This window comes from Pseudoxanthobacter sp. M-2 (assembly GCF_046156265.1).
GTDB lineage: Bacteria > Pseudomonadota > Alphaproteobacteria > Rhizobiales > Segnochrobactraceae > CAMDHY01.
In genome coordinates, this window is the sequence record NZ_JAWDIR010000001.1 from 96,693 (window position 1) to 114,246 (window position 17,554).

17 protein-coding genes are annotated in these 17,554 nt (G+C 69.0%); 10 read left to right on the forward strand and 7 right to left on the reverse strand.

Annotated elements, in window-relative coordinates; translation table 11 throughout:
* The 4 genes from RUR49_RS00480 to fae all read right to left on the reverse strand — a co-directional run bounded on the left by RUR49_RS00480 (nucleotide 1) and on the right by fae (nucleotide 3,816).
* On the reverse strand, nucleotides 1–1,089 hold the full coding sequence (locus RUR49_RS00480; protein ID WP_409144363.1) for a linear amide C-N hydrolase: 1,089 nt from the start codon (nucleotides 1,087–1,089) through the stop codon (nucleotides 1–3).
* Nucleotides 1,090–1,134: 45 nt separating this feature from the next.
* Nucleotides 1,135–1,878: a hypothetical protein gene (locus RUR49_RS00485; RefSeq protein ID WP_409144364.1), complete on the reverse strand. Its 744-nt coding sequence runs from the start codon at nucleotides 1,876–1,878 to the stop codon at nucleotides 1,135–1,137.
* A gap of 136 nt (nucleotides 1,879–2,014) precedes the next feature.
* Nucleotides 2,015–2,986, reverse strand: a complete 972-nt coding sequence (locus RUR49_RS00490) for an aminotransferase class IV (RefSeq protein ID WP_409144365.1) — start codon at nucleotides 2,984–2,986, stop codon at nucleotides 2,015–2,017.
* Nucleotides 2,987–3,303: 317 nt separating this feature from the next.
* A complete protein-coding gene (gene fae, locus RUR49_RS00495) occupies nucleotides 3,304–3,816 on the reverse strand; it encodes a formaldehyde-activating enzyme (protein ID WP_409144366.1) in 513 nt (170 codons plus the stop codon).
* 447 nt (nucleotides 3,817–4,263) lie between these two features.
* On the opposite strand from fae, the gene rsfS reads away from it, so the two are divergent.
* The 5 genes from rsfS (at nucleotide 4,264) to RUR49_RS00520 (ending at nucleotide 9,124) form a co-directional block, all read left to right on the forward strand.
* A complete protein-coding gene (rsfS, locus tag RUR49_RS00500) occupies nucleotides 4,264–4,674 on the forward strand; it encodes a ribosome silencing factor (RefSeq protein WP_409144460.1) in 411 nt (136 codons plus the stop codon).
* A gap of 46 nt (nucleotides 4,675–4,720) precedes the next feature.
* Nucleotides 4,721–5,203, forward strand: a complete 483-nt coding sequence (rlmH, locus tag RUR49_RS00505) for a 23S rRNA (pseudouridine(1915)-N(3))-methyltransferase RlmH (protein WP_409144367.1) — start codon at nucleotides 4,721–4,723, stop codon at nucleotides 5,201–5,203.
* Nucleotides 5,204–5,448: 245 nt separating this feature from the next.
* Nucleotides 5,449–6,804, forward strand: a complete 1,356-nt coding sequence (locus tag RUR49_RS00510) for a murein hydrolase activator EnvC family protein (RefSeq protein WP_409144368.1) — start codon at nucleotides 5,449–5,451, stop codon at nucleotides 6,802–6,804.
* A complete protein-coding gene (locus tag RUR49_RS00515) occupies nucleotides 6,801–8,144 on the forward strand; it encodes a S41 family peptidase (RefSeq protein ID WP_409144369.1) in 1,344 nt (447 codons plus the stop codon). Before RUR49_RS00510 ends, RUR49_RS00515 begins: the two co-directional genes overlap by 4 nt.
* 383 nt (nucleotides 8,145–8,527) lie before the next feature.
* Nucleotides 8,528–9,124, forward strand: a complete 597-nt coding sequence (locus RUR49_RS00520) for a hypothetical protein (protein ID WP_409144370.1) — start codon at nucleotides 8,528–8,530, stop codon at nucleotides 9,122–9,124.
* Nucleotides 9,125–9,323: 199 nt separating this feature from the next.
* Here the strand turns inward: RUR49_RS00520 and RUR49_RS00525 are convergent, their stop codons facing one another.
* Nucleotides 9,324–9,923, reverse strand: a complete 600-nt coding sequence (locus RUR49_RS00525; RefSeq protein ID WP_409144371.1) for a hypothetical protein — start codon at nucleotides 9,921–9,923, stop codon at nucleotides 9,324–9,326.
* A 122-nt stretch (nucleotides 9,924–10,045) separates the two neighbouring features.
* Between RUR49_RS00525 and RUR49_RS00530 the strand changes: the two genes are divergently transcribed.
* Nucleotides 10,046–10,585, forward strand: a complete 540-nt coding sequence (locus RUR49_RS00530; RefSeq protein ID WP_409144372.1) for an RNA pyrophosphohydrolase — start codon at nucleotides 10,046–10,048, stop codon at nucleotides 10,583–10,585.
* A gap of 205 nt (nucleotides 10,586–10,790) precedes the next feature.
* On the opposite strand, the gene RUR49_RS00535 is transcribed toward RUR49_RS00530, so the two are convergent.
* Nucleotides 10,791–11,636, reverse strand: a complete 846-nt coding sequence (locus RUR49_RS00535; RefSeq protein ID WP_409144373.1) for a TrmH family RNA methyltransferase — start codon at nucleotides 11,634–11,636, stop codon at nucleotides 10,791–10,793.
* On the reverse strand, nucleotides 11,633–12,556 hold the full coding sequence (locus tag RUR49_RS00540; RefSeq protein ID WP_409144374.1) for a class I SAM-dependent methyltransferase: 924 nt from the start codon (nucleotides 12,554–12,556) through the stop codon (nucleotides 11,633–11,635). The genes RUR49_RS00535 and RUR49_RS00540 overlap by 4 nt, the downstream gene beginning before the upstream one ends.
* A gap of 253 nt (nucleotides 12,557–12,809) precedes the next feature.
* Here RUR49_RS00540 and RUR49_RS00545 point away from each other — a divergent pair, with 253 nt between their 5' ends.
* The 4 genes from RUR49_RS00545 (at nucleotide 12,810) to RUR49_RS00560 (ending at nucleotide 17,407) form a co-directional block, all read left to right on the forward strand.
* Complete coding sequence (locus tag RUR49_RS00545; RefSeq protein ID WP_409144375.1) at nucleotides 12,810–13,547, forward strand: SRPBCC family protein; 738 nt, start codon at nucleotides 12,810–12,812, stop codon at nucleotides 13,545–13,547.
* A 67-nt stretch (nucleotides 13,548–13,614) separates the two neighbouring features.
* The gene (locus RUR49_RS00550; protein ID WP_409144376.1) at nucleotides 13,615–14,106 is read left to right on the forward strand and encodes a (2Fe-2S)-binding protein; all 492 of its coding nucleotides are present in this window, start codon (nucleotides 13,615–13,617) and stop codon (nucleotides 14,104–14,106) included.
* A 37-nt stretch (nucleotides 14,107–14,143) separates the two neighbouring features.
* Complete coding sequence (locus tag RUR49_RS00555) at nucleotides 14,144–16,510, forward strand: xanthine dehydrogenase family protein molybdopterin-binding subunit (protein WP_409144377.1); 2,367 nt, start codon at nucleotides 14,144–14,146, stop codon at nucleotides 16,508–16,510.
* Between the two features lie 99 nt (nucleotides 16,511–16,609).
* Entirely contained in the window at nucleotides 16,610–17,407 is a 798-nt protein-coding gene (locus RUR49_RS00560; protein ID WP_409144378.1) for an FAD binding domain-containing protein, read from the forward strand.
* The last annotated feature ends 147 nt before the right edge of the window (nucleotides 17,408–17,554 follow it).

A 17,554-nucleotide genomic window follows, 5' to 3' on the forward strand; every position in this document is an offset into this window, starting at 1 on the left:
TCAGGGCCGCTTCACCTCGAGGATGTCCTCCGGCTGGTCGAGCGGCATTGTCACGATTCCGCCGCCCTCGCTCGCAGCTGCCGCCGCGAGGTCGAACATGCGGATCTGCCGGTTGTCGAAGGTGGTGATGTAGTAGCGGAGGTTCTTCAAGTCCGCCGCGCCGGTCCAGAACGTCACCTCGTAGTCGCTGGCGCCCTTGCCGCTGCGCACCGTGCCCGGGGGCAGGTCGAAGTTGTCGAGGATGTGGAAGGCGAGCTTCATCGCCGCCTCGCCATCGGCGGCGGGGGCGGCTGCTTGGGAGAACGCCACGGCACGGATGAAGCGCGAGGGCGGGGTGAAGTCGCCGGGCATCCCGAGCAGGCCCGACCCCTGGCCGGTCTGGTCGATCTTGATGTCGCCGAGCGCGAGCTGCGGCACGTTGAGCGCCGACAGGTTGACGAAGTTGCGCAGGTTCGTCGTGTGCCAGTCGAAGCCGGGCGAGTTCGTGAGCACGCCCAGCGGGTTGTCGTAGGTGTGCAGGACGCCGCCGACATATTCGACGACGAGGCTGTCGCCGGCTGCGTCCGTGACGATCATGTGAACCGGCGGCGCGCCATCGAAGCCCTCGAGCGGCGCTGTGCTCACGAAGATGTCCGAAAGCCCCGCCTTCACCTCGGCGACAGTGGCGAAGCTGCCGAGCACGTAGGTGAGGAGCTCCCACGAGCCCATCGACTTCTCGACGTCGCTCGCCGCGACCTCCTGGAAGCCGGCGTAGCCCGGGAAGTAGAACAGCCCGCCGCCCAGCCCCTTTTCGTTGAGCCCGTCGACGACGATCGGCATGCCGAAGCCGTTGGCGCCCGCGACGGCGTACTTGCTCGTCCACTGCAGGCCGCCGGGCTTGCCGGACGGCGCGGTGCCGGTGATCGCCTGCCCGCGCGGCATGTAGATCAGCTCGGACTTCGGGTCCGCCTGGAACTCGAGCGTCCGCGCCCGCACGACGGCACCGTCGGTCGCCGTGAGCTTGATGCCCGTGCAGGCGGCGGCCGGCGTGATCGCGGATGTCGCGAGCAGCGCCGAGGCCGCGAGTGCGGTGATGATGCGGCGGATCATGGTTGTTTCCCCTTGTTTGGCCCCCTTCCCTCGGGAGGCGGCTTCTCAGGCCGCCCCGAGGCGGTGCGGCGCCAGCCGATCGTAGAACCGGCGGGCGGCGTCGGCGACGGCGCGCTGCTCCGGATCGAGGCTCTCGGCATCGACGGGCGGCTTCGGCGCGGCAAAGCCCGTGGACTTCTCCACCGAGGCGTACCAGTGGGCGGCCCAGACGCCGTCGCTGTCGCGCCTGCCGGCGGGCCACGACAGCATCGCCGCGTCGAAGGGGATGCCGACGGCGGCGCAGAGCGCCGTGAGGATCCCGCGCGGATCGGCGAGCACGTCGGCGGCATCGATCACCGGCGGGGCATGGCCGAGCCGATCAGCGACGCGGTCGAAGATCTCCGCCTGCTCGACGACGCCGATGTCGTCGAGGGTCACCTGGCCGCGGCGGTCGGCGTAGGAGGCGACGACATCCTCCGGCCGCCGGATCAGGAAGGCGCTCGTCACGCCCGCGAGCCACTCGCGCCCGAACTCCGGGATCATGTGGTGGGTCATATGCTTCTGGTAGAAGACCGACGCCCCGCCGGGGATCGGGCCGACCAGCCAGTGGGCGACGCGACGGGCGTCCTTCTCGCCGGCGGCGATGATCTCGTCGCGCATCGGGTGCGGCGTGCCGGTGGCGGCGAGCCAGGCCGCGTAGAACGGCTCGTCGACGACGGCGGTGTCGGGGCGGTTCTCGAAGGCGCGCATCATCGCGGTCGAGATGTTGCGCGGCCCGGACCACATGGCGATGCGGACGGGCTCGGTCATCGGACGCCCCTCCGCGCTCGGGTCTGGAGCGTTCTCGCTGCGCAGCGCCGCCGGCGGTCACGGAAGAGCTGCGACTTGCGGGCCGCCGCGACGAGGGGCGGTGAGGCGGAGGCGGGGTGGTGCAAAGCCGTTCGCGTCATGCGCCCCTCGCCGGACGTGCCGCCTCGCGGCGGGCGAACTGCTTGTAGAGCTCGCGCAGTCGGCGCGTCACCGGGCCGGCGCGGTCGCCGTCGTCCGGAGCCCTGCCGATCACCCGGCCGTCGACCTCGCGCACCGGCACGAGGCCGGCGAAGGTGCCGGTGACGAAGGCCTCTTCGGCGCCGTAGACGTCGACGAGCGAGAAGCGCTTCTCGCGGATCGGCACGCCTGCGTCGCCGCACAGGCGGATGACGTTGGAGCGGGTGATCCCGCCGAGGCAGTAGAGGCCGTCGGAGGTCCAGACCTCGCCCTTGCGGACGATGAAGAAGTGGGTGGAGTTGCAGGTTGCGACAGCCCCCGCGTCGTCGAGCATCAGCGCCTCGTCGGCGCCCGCCTCCGTCGCCTGGATGCAGGCGAGGATGCAGTTGAGCTTGGAGTGGCTGTTGAGCTTCTGGTCCTGCTCGGCCGGGCCGGTGCGGCGGATGTGGACGGTGAACAGCTTCAGGCCACGCGCGGCGACCTCCGGGGCGGGCGACTTGTATTCGGGGATGGCGACCACCGTCGCCTTGCCGATCGTCACGCGCGGGTCCTGATAGGGCGTGCGCTTGACGCCGCGCGTCACCATCAGGCGGACGTGCACGCCGTCGGTCATGCCGTTGGCGTCGAGGCAGTCGAACAGGCGCGCCGTCAGCTCGTCCCGCGACAGGCCGATATCGATCTTCAGGGCGTGGGCACCCTCGTAGAGACGGTCGAGATGGGCGTCGAGGAAGCAGATGCCGCCGTCGACGACGCGCAGCCCCTCCCAGACGCCGTCACCCAGCACGAAGCCGGAGTCGAACACCGACACCACCGCCTGCGCCCGGGGCACCAGCGCGCCGTTGACGGAGATCAGCACATCGTCATTGCGCGGGTCGTCGACGTAGTCGTGGACGCCCTTGGCGAGTGGCTGGTCGGGGGGCGATGTCGTCATGGCGTCGGGCTCCGGTCTCCCGTCGATGTGTCACGACCTCCCGAACGGCACAACCCCGTGGCATCGCGGCGCGCCGCGCGTCGATGGTGGGCCACACCGCCCGGAGACGCGTCGGAACCGGCGAAACAGCGCCACGGCTGGGGCCGGGGTCGGCCCTCTAACGGCAGAAGGGGAGCGGCAAGGCCGCTCCCCTTCCTGTTCTCGGATATGCCGTCGCGGCCAAGTCCCGCCTAACGGCCGAGGAACATGGCGGCCAACCGCTGCAACAGGCCCTTCGGCTGAGCCGGAGGCGGCTCCTGTGCAGGGTGGTTTCCGCTCTACGCCTTCGCGGCGAACGGATGGGCCGCGCTGGCACGGTTGGCGGTGACGGTGGCCGCCTTCGGCTCGCCGGCAACGGCGCGCTGAATGGACTCCTTCACGGCCTTGTAGTTGTATTCCTGGATCTTCGCGTCGTCCTCGGCATCCCAGTGGATGAACACGCCGACGCAGATGAACAGGTCGTCGGCCTCGTCGGCCGGGATGGTGCCGTCGGCGACGCTGTCCTGCACGGCCTTGGCGACGCCGTACTGCGCCGGGCCGAACATCTGCACCGCCTGCTTGGCGCCCTTGATCGTGACCTTGTTGAACATCACGGTGTTGGGCTTGCAGGGCATGTTCGGGGCGAGCACCGCGAGCAGCGAGGTGAAGCCGTCCTTGTTGTTCGTCAGCGAATTGCAGAACGCCATCTCGGCGGCGCTGCCGCGCGGCCCGATGATCAGGTCGATGTGGGCGACCTCGTTGCCGTCGCCAACCAGCGACTCGCCGACCATCACCTTCGTAATCTTAGCCATAATAGGGCTCCCTCCCATCTTGGGGCATAGACCGGTTACCGATAAGAAGCCGCCCGACCACCCCCGCCCGCAGGCGACGGTTTCCGGCTATCCTTGTTGTCAGCGCTCGGCGCGTAGGCCGAACCGGTTGGCCAGATAGGATCTCTGGTTCTGCGGCGCCGAGAACCTAATCCGATTTCGATGACAACGGCAAGGCGCGGGGCCACCGCGCCGGCCGCCGTCCGGACTGCCCCGGAGGCCGGCAAAACGGCCCCGAGAGACGAGAAAACCCCGCCGTCGCGACACCTCGTCTTGAAACCTTCATCCTCGACACATTACTATAAGCAACGGCGGCGGACTCCGCCGCGACCACGCTGCGGCCAGCCAGTTCTCATCGACAGACGGGCCGAGGGTGGGGCAGAGCGCAAGTCGACAGTCAAAGTCGTTCGAGAGGAAGCTTCCCTGACCATCGCAATCGACGCCGAGGGTGCGGCACGCGTCGCCCCTCCGGAGACGGTCGGCGCCCTCCGTGACGCCGACACGTCCCTTGAAGCCGTTCTCGCAAGCCTTTCCGATTCCAAGGCCGAGGACATCACAACCATCGACATCGCCGACAAGACGACGATCGGAGACCACATGGTGGTCGCCTCCGGCCGCTCGCATCGGCACGTCGGCGCGATCGCCGAGCACCTGCTGCAGAACCTCAAGGACCAGGGCTTCGGCAACGCCCGGGTCGAGGGACTGCCGCAGTGCGACTGGGTGCTGATCGACGCCGGCGACGTCATCGTGCACGTCTTCCGCCCCGAGGTCCGCAGCTTCTACAATCTCGAGAAGATGTGGTCGGCCGAGCCCGCGCCGAAGGTTCGGCTGACGGGCTGATCGGCTCGGGCCGGCATCGAGACACGCAAAGCGGCGGGGCACCACCGTGCAGATCGTCGTGGCCGCCGTCGGCCGGCTGAAGGCCGGCCCGGAGCGTGAGCTCGCCGCCCGCTACCTCGACCGCGCGGCCAAGACCGGCCCGCGGATCGGCCTCACCGGCTTTCAGGTGCGGGAGGTCACGGAGGGCCGCGGAGCGTCGGTCGCGAGCCGCCGCGCCGAGGAAGCCGCCGCCCTCGCCGGGCTGCTGGCGCCGGGCGCGGCCCGCGTGGTCCTCGACGAGCGCGGCGCCGCCCTCGCAAGCCGCGACTTCGCCGACTTCCTGGCGCGCGAGCGCGACGGCGGCCGCACCGCCGCTGCCATCGTCATCGGCGGTCCGGACGGCCACGACCCGGCGATCCGAGACACGGCTGCGCTGGTGGTTTCGTTCGGCGCGATGACGTGGCCCCACCAGCTGGTGCGCGTCATGCTGGCCGAACAGCTCTACCGGGCGGTGACGCTGCTCTCCGGCCATCCCTATCACCGCGACTGACGGTCCCGCGCCGACGCCTTCTGCCGCCAAACGCCCGCGTTCTGGGCACGATGGCGACGCAATCCGGCGCTAACCGACCAGGAGTGCGGGGTTCAACTCGCGAGGGTCCGGTCGCATCGGGGCCGGTGTTGACGCTTCATTTACCATTTCGCCGGCGGACTGATCGCGGCGGCCGCTGGTCCGGCCGCGACCCGGAGGACAAGGCTACGGCTACCCTGTCGCCCCTGTTTCGAGCGTCCCGTAGCGTGACGGCCCTCGCCGTCGCGGCAGGCGTTCTGTGTGCAGGCGCCGTCATGGCCGAGGACGTCGCCCCGAAGGCGGATGCTCCCCTCCCGCAGTCCGGTGAAGGTTCCGGCCCGAACGCCGCCGCTTTCGAATTGCTGGACGCCGCCAAAACGCCGGGTGAGAGCCGCCGGAAGCTGCGCGAGAGCGAGCTTGCCGCCCTGCGGGCCCGCATCGAGGTGTCCGTCGAGCGCCAGGCGGCCCTTGCCGAGGAGGTCGCCGCCCTCGACGCCGACCGCGCGAGCCTCAACGCCGCCCTGATCGAGACGGCGAGCGACATCGGTGAGCTCGAGCGCTCGCTCACGACGGCGGAAGCGCGGCTCCTGCGGCTCGATGAGAGCCTTGCCGCCATCCGCCTCTCGCTCGACGAACGGCGCGAGGCGCTCGTGGAGGTTCTGGCCGCTCTCGAGCGGCTCGGGCGTCATCCTCCACCCGCACTGCTCGTCGCGCCGGCCGACGCCCGCGACGCCGTGCGGGGGGCCCTGCTGCTCGCCGCCGTCACCCCACAGATCCGAGTCGAGGCCGAGGCGCTCACCGCCGACCTCGCGACGATGGCCCGCCTCAAGACCGATGCCGACGCGGAACTGTCGCGCTTCTCCGCCGACCTCGAGGCGATCGCGGAAGAGCGCCAGCGCGTCGAACTGCTGCTCGCCGAGAAGCGGCGGCTCTACGAGCAGTCCTCCGCCGCCCTTGCCGAGGAACGCCAGCGCGCCGAAGCCCTGGCGGGTCAGGCGACCGGCCTGCAGGACCTCATCGGCCGCATGGAGGCCGAGGTCGAAGCCTCGAAGCAGGCGGCGACCGCAGCCCGCGAAAGCACTCCGAAGGGCGGCGCCGACCCCGGCCGCCTGTCGCCGGCCACCGCCTTCACCGCCAGTCGCGGCACCCTCCCCCTGCCGGTCGCCGGCGCGGTGACGGTGCGCTTTGGCGATGCGGCCGACGACGGCGTCCCGTCACAGGGCTGGACGATCGCCTCCACGCCCGGCGCGCGCGTCACCGCACCGGCTGACGGCTGGGCCGTCTATGCCGGTCCGTTCCGCTCCTACGGCAAAATCTTGATCTTGAACGTCGGCGACGGCTATCATCTGCTGCTGGCGGGCCTTGATAGAATCGACGTGGACCTCGGGCAGTTCGTGCTCGCCGGGGAGCCCGTCGGAGTGATGGGCGGGCGGGAGCCTTCGCGTACGGACGGAACGGGTGTGTCGGGCGACGCCCCTGTCGACAACGGTCCGGCGCTCTACGTAGAGTTTCGCAAGGACGGCTCGTCCATTGATCCGGCCCCCTGGTGGGCCGGCCGGGAAGACCAAGAGGTTCGCGGATGATGCGCAGACTTTCCCTCGTCGGCGTCGGTGTCCTGATCGGCATCGGCACAGCGGTCATCGCGACCGAGCCTCGCCTGCTCGGCCCCATGAGCGCCAACGCTGCCGTCAACGACATCTACCGGCAGCTCAACCTGTTCGGTGACGTCTTCGAGCGCATCCGCGCCGACTATGTCGAATCGCCCGACGACGCCAAGCTCATCGAGTCGGCGATCAACGGCATGCTGACCTCGCTCGATCCGCACTCGAGCTACCTTCCGCCGAAGGACTTCCGCGACATGCAGGTGCAGACCCGCGGCGAGTTCGGCGGGCTCGGCATCGAGGTCACCATGGAGGACGGCCTGGTCAAGGTCGTCACCCCCATCGACGACACCCCGGCCCAGAAGGCCGGCGTGATGACGAACGACTTCATCACCCACATCGACGGCGAGCAGGTGCAGGGCCTGACCCTGAACGAGGCCGTCGAGAAGATGCGCGGCCCGGTCAACACCGAGATCAAGCTGACGATCCGCCGCGAAGGCGCGGAGGAACCGGTGGAGATGACGCTCAACCGCGCCGTCATCCGGATCAAGTCGGTGCGCTCGCGCGTCGAGGGCGACGTCGGCTACGTCCGCATCTCGCAGTTCAACGAGCAGACCTTCGAGGGCCTGAAGGCGGCCGTCGAGGAGATCGAGAAGGAGGTCCCGGCCGACAAGCTGAAGGGCTTCGTCATCGACCTGCGCAACAATCCGGGTGGCCTGCTCGACCAGGCGATCTCCGTCTCCGACGCCTTCCTCGACCGCGGCGAGATCGTCTCGACCCGCGGCCGCCAGGCCGACGAGACGCAGCGCTTCAACGCCCGCGACGGCGACCTCACCGACGGCAAGCCGGTGATCATCCTCGTCAACGGCGGCTCCGCCTCCGCCTCCGAGATCGTCGCCGGCGCGCTGCAGGACCACCGTCGCGCGACGGTGCTGGGCACCCGCTCGTTCGGCAAGGGATCGGTGCAGACGATCATCCCGCTCGGCGCCAACGGCGCGATCCGGCTCACCACCGCGCGCTACTACACGCCGGCCGGCCGCTCGATCCAGGCGAAGGGCATCGATCCCGACATCGAGATCCTGCAGGACCTGCCGGAAGAGCTGAAGGGCAAGGCCGAGACCAAGGGCGAGGCGTCGCTGCGCGGCCACCTCGAGTCCCAGGACGGCCAGGAAGGCGGCGGTTCGCAGGCCTATGTGCCGCCGGACGCCAAGGACGACAAGCAGCTGAACTACGCACTCGACCTCCTGCGCGGCATCCAGATCAACCAGGCCTTCCCGCCGAGCGCCGACAAGGCAGCGGCCGAGGTGGTGGTGCCGAACTGAGGCGGCGTAAGCTGCGGATAATCAGAAGGTCGCTTCGCAATGACCGACCCCGACGCTGATACAAATCAAGCTCGCGGCACCCCCGGTGCCGCGAGCCCAGTCGCGGTTAGAACCCTCTATTTCAACGGATTCGACTTGGGCGCGACGTTATCGGACGTCGGCGTCCTAACGTTGTTGAACGGGCAGCCGCAGGTCCGACTGTCGATGTCGTTCACGACTGCAAAGACACTCTGTGCAGAGTTGTCGGCGTTGATATCTGAGTTCGAGAGCGTAACTAATCATTCCATAATGACAATGTCCGAGGTTCGGGCGGGGTATGACCAGCTGCGGCGCGGAGAGGAAAAGAAGTGACGGCAATTGGGCTACGGAATTCGAAGCCGGAGATGTCGTCGACATTCGCCTTTGAGCCGTATGTCTTGGCAATTACTGGATTTCTTAGGCTGCCCACCGGTTGGCACTACGGCAGGGGTATCGCCGCTTTGCCAGAGGTCGCCTGGACTGCGCTGGAGGTCGCAGGCCTCCTGCGCGACGCCGGTGCAACTTCTATTGAAGCATTCCCCGACGAGAGCGGCGGCATTTTGGTCTCTGGCTACAATACTGCTGACTGCGTTGATGTTTTTTGCAACCCTGGTGGGTATGTATCACTGCAGCATACGCGTGGTGACGCTGATGTGGCAGACGTTTCCTACCTGCAGCTCGCAGAATTGGGAGACTATCTAGGGGGTTTGCCGTGGAGAAGGAAGAGGTCGTTAGACTCATCCATCCACTTCATTTCAGTGCAGAATTCGGAAGATTTAAGAGTCTCGCCTTCAAGAACTCAACGGGAGGCGGCATCTCAGTCATCGACCCGGAATGCGCAGAGCTTGCAAGCGGGAACATTTGCAGCCACATCCGAAAGCATTATGAACCGAGAATTTCTGGGGATCCGGCGATCTTCTGGAGAGTTAAGTCGTCATCCCTCCCTCCGGGATGCAGCTTGACCCCTGACCCATCCGATGGTGACCCTTGCCACTTCAACCTTTTTGGCATCTCGGACAAGCAATGCAAGACCCTGCTATCATCGACAGAATTGGGTAGTTTCGAGACATGCAGGAATGGAGCGTCGAGGCCGTTACGGATTGAAGATCTGAGATAGTTGTGCTGGCGCTTGGCGCGTCAGCACCTTTCTCTATGCGATGCCTACTGCGTATCGAGGTCGCGGCAGGCCTGCAGGAACGACTGCGCGGTGCCCTTGATGCCCGGCAGCGGGCACTTCTTGTCGATGTCGCAATATTCCATGTAGGCCCAGTGGCTGATCTGCAGATCGTCCGAGCCGGTGGTCATCTGCATCTCCATCGTCCACGCCTTGTCGAACTTCTGCATGAAGCCGACGCCGGTGGTGCGCGAGCCGCCGCCGAGCGGCGTGAAGGAGACGTTGAGGGTGCCCTCCGGTGTGATCGAGCCGACCATGCGGGCGCACGTCGGGTCGCTGTCGGGCGTGACCGGCATCTGGTCGGACTTCGACCAGAACTGCACGCGCTGATAGCCCCAGATGTAGCCCTTCCAGTAGCGGTCGATCGAGTAGACGGTCTGGTCGTAGACCTCGAGAACCTCGTTCGTGTCCGGGCTCGAGACGATGGCGGGGAAGCCGGCCGGCGGCACGTACCAGATCGTCCCCTCGGTCCACTTCCACCGGCCGGGCTTCGGGTCCGCCGCTGCGGCCGGAGCTGCCGCCGCCAGCGCGGCCGCTGCGGCACCCGCCGCCAGCATCGCCCACATCCACGTCTTCTCAGTCCGCATCGCCGACACTCCCCGCGCGACATCTGGCCGTCATTCTGCCGGCCGCACCGTTCTGCTAATGCTGCCTCTTCGGCCGCGCGATTGCTACGGCCCTTCCACCCCTCATCCTTCGCGAGGCTTGCGTGAAGCACGGCAAACCCGGCTCGACCACCGGCGACGACCCGCTCGCGGGCCTTCCCTACCGGCCCTGCGTCGGCATGATGATGCTGAATGCCGACAACCTCGTCTTCGTCGGCCGCCGACGCGGGGGGCAGGAGCACGTCGCGCCCGGCTTCGAGTGGCAGATGCCGCAGGGCGGCGTCGATGCGGGCGAGGACCCGCGCGCCGCCGCCGCCCGCGAGCTTTGGGAGGAGACCGGCGTCAAGGCGGTGCGGCTTCTCGCCGAGGCGCCCGAGTGGCTGCCCTACGACCTGCCGCCGCCGATCGCCAAGGCCGCGTGGAAGGGGCGCTATCGCGGCCAGACGCAGAAGTGGTTCGCCTTCCGCTTCGAGGGCTGCGACGCCGACATCGACGTCCGCAATCCGCCCGACGGCCACAAGGAGGAGTTCCTCGAGTGGCGCTGGGTGTCGATGCGCCAGCTGCCGGAGCTCGTCATCCCGTTCAAGCGGCCGGTCTACGAGGAAGTGGTGCGCATCTTCGCGCCGCTGGTCGAGGGGCGGTAGAGTCTACGCCTTACTCAACGTCATCCCGGACAAGCGAGGCGCAGCCGAGCGCCGATCCGGACCCAGCGCAAGAGTGCGCGCCGGAGGCGCGACTTCAATGTCGCGCTACGCGCGACAACTCTTCCGCTGGGCCCCGGCTCGCTCCGCGTTGCTCCGCGTCCGGGGTGACGGCCGCGGGGGATGGCAAGTCATCGTCCCTCGCCCCCTAAAGCCGCAGCTTCCCACGCCGCATCTCGTAGAGCGCCACGGCCGTCGAGACCGCGAGGTTAAGGCTGTCGGCCTTGCCGGCCATCGGGATCTTCACGAGGTGCGTGCAGGCGGCCGCCAGGCGCTCGGAGAGGCCGGACTGCTCGGTGCCCATGACGAGCATTCCTGGCTCCGCATAGGGCACCGTGCGGTAGTCCACGGCGCCGGCGAGGTGCGTGCCGACGACCGGTCCCCTGAAGCCCACCCGCCAGGCGAGGAAAGCGTCGAGGCTCGCCCGCGCTACCTTGATATTGAAGATCGAGCCCATGCTCGCCCGCACGGCTTCCAGGCCGAACGGGTCGGTGGTGTCGCCGACGAGGATGACGCCGGTGGCGCCGGCGGCGTCGGCGGTGCGCAGGATGGTGCCGAGGTTGCCGGGATCGCGGATGCCCTCGAGCACCACCCAGACGGTGGCATCCGCCGGGTCGAGCGTGGCGAGATCGGCGAGGCGCTGGACGAAGACGCCGACGACGGACTGCGGGTTGTCCCGCCGCGTCACCGATTCCATCACGGCGTTGTTGGCTTCCAGCACCAGCGCGCCGTGGGTGCGGGCGGTGGCGGCAACGCGGCCGGCGACCGGGTGGCGCATCATGTCGGCGGCCACCACCAGCGTCTCGACCTTCCAGCCGGCATCGACGGCGTCGGCGACGAGCTTCAGGCCCTCGGCGAGGAAGAGGCCGGTCTCGGCGCGGCGCTTGCGCTGCGTCAGCGCGCGGATCTCCTTCACCGTCGGGTTGGAGACGCTGGTCACCGCCTTGACGAGGCCCGGCCGACCGGCCTCCCCCCACGAACTGTCGTCGGTCATGCGGCGCTCCATCGCGAGAACAGCGAGGTCGGCAGCAGGCGGTCGCTGCCCTCCTCGGCGAGCGCGAGTTCGCCCGTCTCGAAGCGGCCGCCGAGATCGCCGAGCTCCTGCTGGACGAGCCGGTCGATCGCGAGGTGCGAGGCGCGGATGGCGTAGACGGTGGTGACGACGGCGAGCGGCTCGGGCGTCAGCAACTGGCGGACGAGCGACAGCATCTCCGGCAGGTGCTCGAACAGCTGCCACACCTCGCCGGCCGGTCCGCGGCCGAAGCGCGGCGGATCGAGCACCACGGCGTCGTAGCGGCTGCCGCGGCGCACCTCACGGGCGGCGTACTTCATCGCATCGTCGATGATCCAGCGGATCGGCAGGCCGCCCATGCCGGAGAGCGCCTGGTTCTCGCGCGCCCAGGCGACGGATTTCTTCGAGGCGTCGACGTGCGTCACTTCCGCACCGGCATCGGCGGCGAGCAGCGAGGCGAGGCCGGTGTAGCCGAACAGGTTGAGCAGCCGGATCGGCCGGCCGGCGCCGCGGATCGCCAGCGCCATGTCGTCCCAATGGCTGCGCTGCTCGGGGAAGATGCCGAGATGGCGGAAGCTCGTGAAGCGGCAGAGGAAGCGGGCGGAGCCGTAGCCGAGCTCCCACGCCTCCGGCAGCGGCCGCGCCATCCGCCAGCGGCCGGCGCCCTCCTCGTCCGTCGAGCCCGTGAAGACGGCATCGGCCGCGTCCCAGCGCGCGAGCGGCAACCGCGGCCGCCACATCGCCTGCTCCTCCGGCCGCACGACGGTGACGCGGCCGTAGCGCTCGAGCTTCGCGCCATTGCCGGAATCGAGCAGCGCATAGTCGTTCCAACCCGCCGCGACGAGCACGGTCGAGGAGCGGGTTGTGGTGCCGGCGGCGGGGGGCGGAGCGATCTCTGTCACGGGCGGGGAGTTTAAGGACCAGGCTGGGCCGCGGGTCAACGTGTCACGTGCGGGGGCGCGCGACGGGCACGGCGGCGGGGCCATCCGCCACGTGCAACAGTCGTGGCATCCCGCCGCTCCTTTCCGCTGTTGCCGAGAACCGTTCCAAGGGGCAAGCTGCCGCCGACAGTCTCGGACCACCTGCGGGTTGGTGCACGGGGCGACGCCTCCCGCCGCAAGGGCGGCCGGGCGAGTCGACGGGAGCGAGCTTTCGATGGAGATGACCGGCGAGTACCGGATCGCAGCCCCGCGCGAACGCGTGTGGGCCGCCCTCAACGACCCGGAGGTGCTGAAGGCCTGCATTCCCGGCTGCGAATCGCTGGAGAAGACATCCGACAACGAGATGACGGCGGCGGTCACCGCCAAGGTCGGCCCCGTGAAGGCGAAGTTCACCGGCGCGGTGACGCTCCTGAACATCCGCCCGCCCGAGGGCTACACGATCTCCGGCGAGGGCAAGGGCGGCGTCGCCGGCTTCGCCAAGGGCGGCGCCGACGTGGCGCTCACCGAGGACGGGCCCGACGCCACCATCCTGAAGTACGCCGCCAAGGCGCAGGTCGGCGGCAAGCTCGCCCAGCTCGGCGCGCGGCTGATCGATTCCACCGCCAAGAAGATGGCCGACGACTTCTTCGGCGCCTTCGCCGCCAAGGTCGCCGCCTCCTCGGCCGCCACGGACGGCATGGCCGACGCGACGGCCCCCGCCAGCGCGGCGCTGTCGGAAGAAGATGCGGAGATGATCACCGCCGAGTCGCGCTCGTCGATCGCGCCGACCGACGCGCCGATCATCGGTGCGCCCGGCGCGGCCCACGGTGTCATCCTCGAGGCGGAACACGCCGTGGAAGACGCCGAGCAGAAGATGGAGGTCGCCGCCGGCAAGGGGGTGCTGGGCGGCCCGGTGGTCTGGGGACTGATCGCGCTCGCCGTGGTGATCGCGCTGCTGTGGGCCTTCAACTGATCGAGTTTTTGGAACGAGCGACGGCGCTCTCGGTGCCGCCAGCCCAACAATCGAGGGAGAGACGCGAATGACGGCGGTTTCTTTGACCGTGAACGGACGGGCGGCGAAAGCCGACGTCGAGGACCGTACCCTGCTGGTGGCGCTGCTGCGCGACACGCTCGGCCTCACCGGTACCCACGTCGGCTGCGACACGTCGCAGTGCGGCGCCTGCGTGGTTCATATCGACGGCGTCGCCGTGAAGTCGTGCACCATCCTCGCCGTGCAGGCGAACGGCGCGACGGTGACGACCATCGAGGGCCTGGCGAAGGGCGACGAGCTGCACCCGGTACAGGCGGCGTTCCGCGAGCATCACGGCCTGCAGTGCGGCTTCTGCACCCCCGGCATGATCATGACGGCGGTGGACATGATCAATCGCCACGGCGGCAAGGCTCTCGACGAGAAGACCATCCGCCACGAGCTCGAGGGCAACATCTGCCGCTGCACGGGCTACCACAACATCGTCAAGGCGATCGAGGCGGCTTCCGCCGAGATGGCCGGCATGGCGCAGGCCGCAGAATAAGCGTCGCGTCGTCGAGGAAACCGTTGGAGGAACCCAGATGGGTGTCGAGGGAATCGGCGCGCGCGTGCTGCGCAAGGAAGACAAGCGCTACATCACCGGCCGCGGCCGCTACACGGACGATATCGGCCTGAAGGACATGACCTACGCCGCGTTCGTGCGCTCGCCGCACGCGCACGCGAAGATCGTCTCGATCGACGCCAGTGAGGCGCTCGCCGCGCCGGGCGTCGTCGGCGTGCTCACCGGAGCGGACCTCGCCGAGGACAAGATCGGCGGCCTGATCTGCGGCTGGATGATCCACTCCAAGGACGGCACGCCGATGAAGGCGGGCGCCCATCCGGCGATCGCCCACGACCGCGTCCGCCATGTCGGCGACGCCGTCGCCGTGGTCATCGCCGAGACGCGCAACCAGGCGCGCGACGCCGCCGAGAAGGTGGCGGTGGAATACGAGGAACTGCCGGCGATCGTCGACCTCGCCCACGCCCAGGACGAGGACGCGCCGCAGCTCCATCCGGAGGCGCCGCGCAACACCATCTTCAACTGGTCGCTCGGTGACCAGGGCGCGGCCGAGGCGGCACTCGCCCGCGCCGCCAAGGTGGTGTCGCTCGACATCGTCAACTCGCGCCTCGTGCCGAACGCCATGGAGCCGCGCGCCGCGATCGGCTCCTATGACCCGGCCGAGGAGCACTTCACCCTCTACAACACGACGCAGAACCCGCACGTCGCCAGGCTGGTGCTCGCCGCCTTCGTCGGCATCGCGCCGGAGCACAAGCTGCGTGTCGTCGCCCCGGACGTCGGTGGCGGCTTCGGCTCGAAGATCTTCATCTATCCGGAAGAGACCGTCTGCCTGTGGGCGTCGAAGCGCATCGGTGGCCGGCCGGTGAAGTGGACGGCGGACCGCACCGAGGCGTTCCTCACCGACGCCCACGGCCGCGACCACGTCACCCGGGCGGAAATGGCCTTCGACGCCGACAACAAGGCGATCGGCCTGAAGGTCAAGACGATCGCCAACCTCGGCGCCTACATGTCGACGTTCTCCTCGTCGATCCCGACCTACCTCTACGCGACGCTGCTGTCGGGCCAGTACGACATCCCGGCGATCTATGCCGAGGTGGACGCGGTCTACACCAACACCACGCCCGTCGACGCCTATCGCGGCGCCGGCCGGCCGGAGGCGACCTACGTCATCGAGCGGCTGATGGAGACCGCGGCGCGCGAGTTCGGCGTCGACCCGGCGGAGCTCCGGCGGAAGAACTTCATCCGCACCTTCCCGCATCAGACGCCGGTGATCATGTGCTACGACGTCGGCGACTATGACGCGACGCTCGACGCGGCTCTGAAGGCGGCCGACTATGCCGGCTTCCCGGCCCGCAAGGCCGAGGCGGCGCGCCGCGGCAAGCTCCGCGGCATCGGCTTCTCCTGCTACATCGAGGCGTGCGGCATCGCGCCGTCGCAGGCGGTGGGCTCGCTCGGTGCCGGCGTCGGCCTGTGGGAATCGGCCGAGGTGCGGGTCAACCCGGTCGGCACCATCGAGGTGCTCACCGGCTCGCACAGCCACGGCCAGGGCCACGAGACGACCTTCGCGCAGCTCGTCAGCGAGCGGCTCGGCGTGCCGACCTCGTCGGTCTCGATCGTCCACGGCGACACCGACAAGGTGCAGTTCGGCATGGGCACCTACGGCTCGCGCTCCGGCGCGGTCGGCATGAGCGCCATCCTGAAGGCGCTCGAGAAGGTGGAGGCGAAGGCGAAGAAGATCGTCGCCCACCAGCTCGAAGCCTCCGAGGACGACATCATCATCGAGAACGGCAACCTGAAGGTCGCCGGCACCGACAAGGAAATGCCGTTCTTCCAGGTGGCGCTCGCCGCCTACACCGCCCACAACCTGCCCGCCGGCATGGAGCCGGGCCTGAAGGAGACGTCGTTCTACGACCCGACGAACTTCACCTTCCCGGCCGGCACCTACATCTGCGAGGTCGAGGTCGACCCCGACACCGGCACGGTGGAGATCATCCAGTTCGTCGCCGCCGACGACTTCGGCAAGATCATCAACCCGATGATCGTCGAGGGCCAGGTGCACGGCGGACTGGCGCAGGGCATCGGCCAGGCGCTGCTGGAAGGCTGCACCTACGACTCGGGCGGGCAGATCCTGACGGCGTCCTACATGGACTACTGCATGCCGCGCGCCGACGACCTGCCGATGTTCAACGTGATGACCACCGAGACCGTCTGCCCGGGCAACCCGCTCGGCATGAAGGGCTGCGGCGAGGCCGGCTGCATCGGCTCGACGCCGGCGGTGATCAACGCCATCACCGACGCCCTCGGCGTTCGCGAGCTGCCGATGCCGGCGACCCCGCAGGTCGTCTGGAAGGCCGCCCAGGCGGCGCGCCGGCCGATGGCGGCCGAGTGACGAACTGACCCGCGGCCGCCGCACCCCGGCGGCCGCCCCTTTCATCGCTTGACGCTCCCGCCGGCCGAGCGGCCGCACCGGGACGGAGGGACGAAACAGATGTACGAGACCACCTACCACCGCCCGGCGAGTGTTGCGGACGCCGCCTCGCTCGTCGCGTCTTCCAGCGAGGCGAAGCTGCTCGCCGGCGGCCAGACGCTGCTGCCGACGATGAAGCAGCGCCTCGCCGCGCCTGAGCACCTCGTCGACATCGGCAAGCTCGCCGAGCTCAAGGGGATCACCGTCACCGGCGACACCGTGACCATCGGCGCCGCCACCAAGCACGCCGAAGTCGCCGCCTCCGCCGACGTGGCGCGGGCGATCCCGGCGCTGGCCGCGCTCGCCGGCATGATCGGCGATCCGGCCGTGCGCCACATGGGCACGATCGGCGGCTCGGTCGCCAACAACGACCCGGCGGCCGACTACCCCGCCGCCCTGCTCGCCCTCGGCGCCACCGTCGTCACCAACAAGCGCTCGATCGCGGCCGACGACTTCTTCACCGGCCTGTTCGAGACGGCGCTCGAGGACGGCGAGATCATCACCAAGGTGTCGTTCCCGATCCCGCAGAAGGCCGGCTACGAGAAGTTCCGCAACCCGGCCTCCCGCTACGCGATGTGCGGCGTGTTCGTCGCGAAGACCGCGAACGGCGTGCGCGTCGCCGCCACCGGCGTCGGCTCGTCGGGCGCGTTCCGCGTCTCCGCGATGGAGCAGGCGCTGGCGTCGAACTGGTCGCCGGAGGCGGTCGCCTCGATCACCGTGCCGGCCGGTGACATGCTGTCGGACATCCACGGCTCGTCGGACTACCGCGCCCATCTCGTGACGGTGATGGCGAAGCGGGCGGTGGCGAAGGCGGGCTGAGTCCGAAGCGGATGTCGAAACGCGTCAAAGGGCGCCGGCAGAAGCTGGCGCCCTTCGAGTCAACGAAGCCCAGGAGGAGGAGGGGGACGCGAACCTCGCGTCCCGCCCCCGGATAGAACGGGGGCCGGGACTGACGCGCCGGGCGGG

Coding starts and splice junctions, on each gene's coding strand:
- RUR49_RS00520 (WP_409144370.1), top strand. CDS start 8,528: ATGTCGTCGACATTCGCCTTTGAGCCGTATGTCTTGGCAATTACTGGA.
- RUR49_RS00560 (WP_409144378.1), top strand. CDS start 16,610: ATGTACGAGACCACCTACCACCGCCCGGCGAGTGTTGCGGACGCCGCC.
- RUR49_RS00515 (WP_409144369.1), top strand. CDS start 6,801: ATGATGCGCAGACTTTCCCTCGTCGGCGTCGGTGTCCTGATCGGCATC.
- RUR49_RS00535 (WP_409144373.1), bottom strand. CDS start 11,636: ATGACCGACGACAGTTCGTGGGGGGAGGCCGGTCGGCCGGGCCTCGTC.
- RUR49_RS00485 (WP_409144364.1), bottom strand. CDS start 1,878: ATGACCGAGCCCGTCCGCATCGCCATGTGGTCCGGGCCGCGCAACATC.
- RUR49_RS00545 (WP_409144375.1), top strand. CDS start 12,810: ATGGAGATGACCGGCGAGTACCGGATCGCAGCCCCGCGCGAACGCGTG.
- fae (WP_409144366.1), bottom strand. CDS start 3,816: ATGGCTAAGATTACGAAGGTGATGGTCGGCGAGTCGCTGGTTGGCGAC.
- RUR49_RS00555 (WP_409144377.1), top strand. CDS start 14,144: ATGGGTGTCGAGGGAATCGGCGCGCGCGTGCTGCGCAAGGAAGACAAG.
- RUR49_RS00490 (WP_409144365.1), bottom strand. CDS start 2,986: ATGACGACATCGCCCCCCGACCAGCCACTCGCCAAGGGCGTCCACGAC.
- RUR49_RS00550 (WP_409144376.1), top strand. CDS start 13,615: ATGACGGCGGTTTCTTTGACCGTGAACGGACGGGCGGCGAAAGCCGAC.
- RUR49_RS00525 (WP_409144371.1), bottom strand. CDS start 9,923: ATGCGGACTGAGAAGACGTGGATGTGGGCGATGCTGGCGGCGGGTGCC.
- RUR49_RS00480 (WP_409144363.1), bottom strand. CDS start 1,089: ATGATCCGCCGCATCATCACCGCACTCGCGGCCTCGGCGCTGCTCGCG.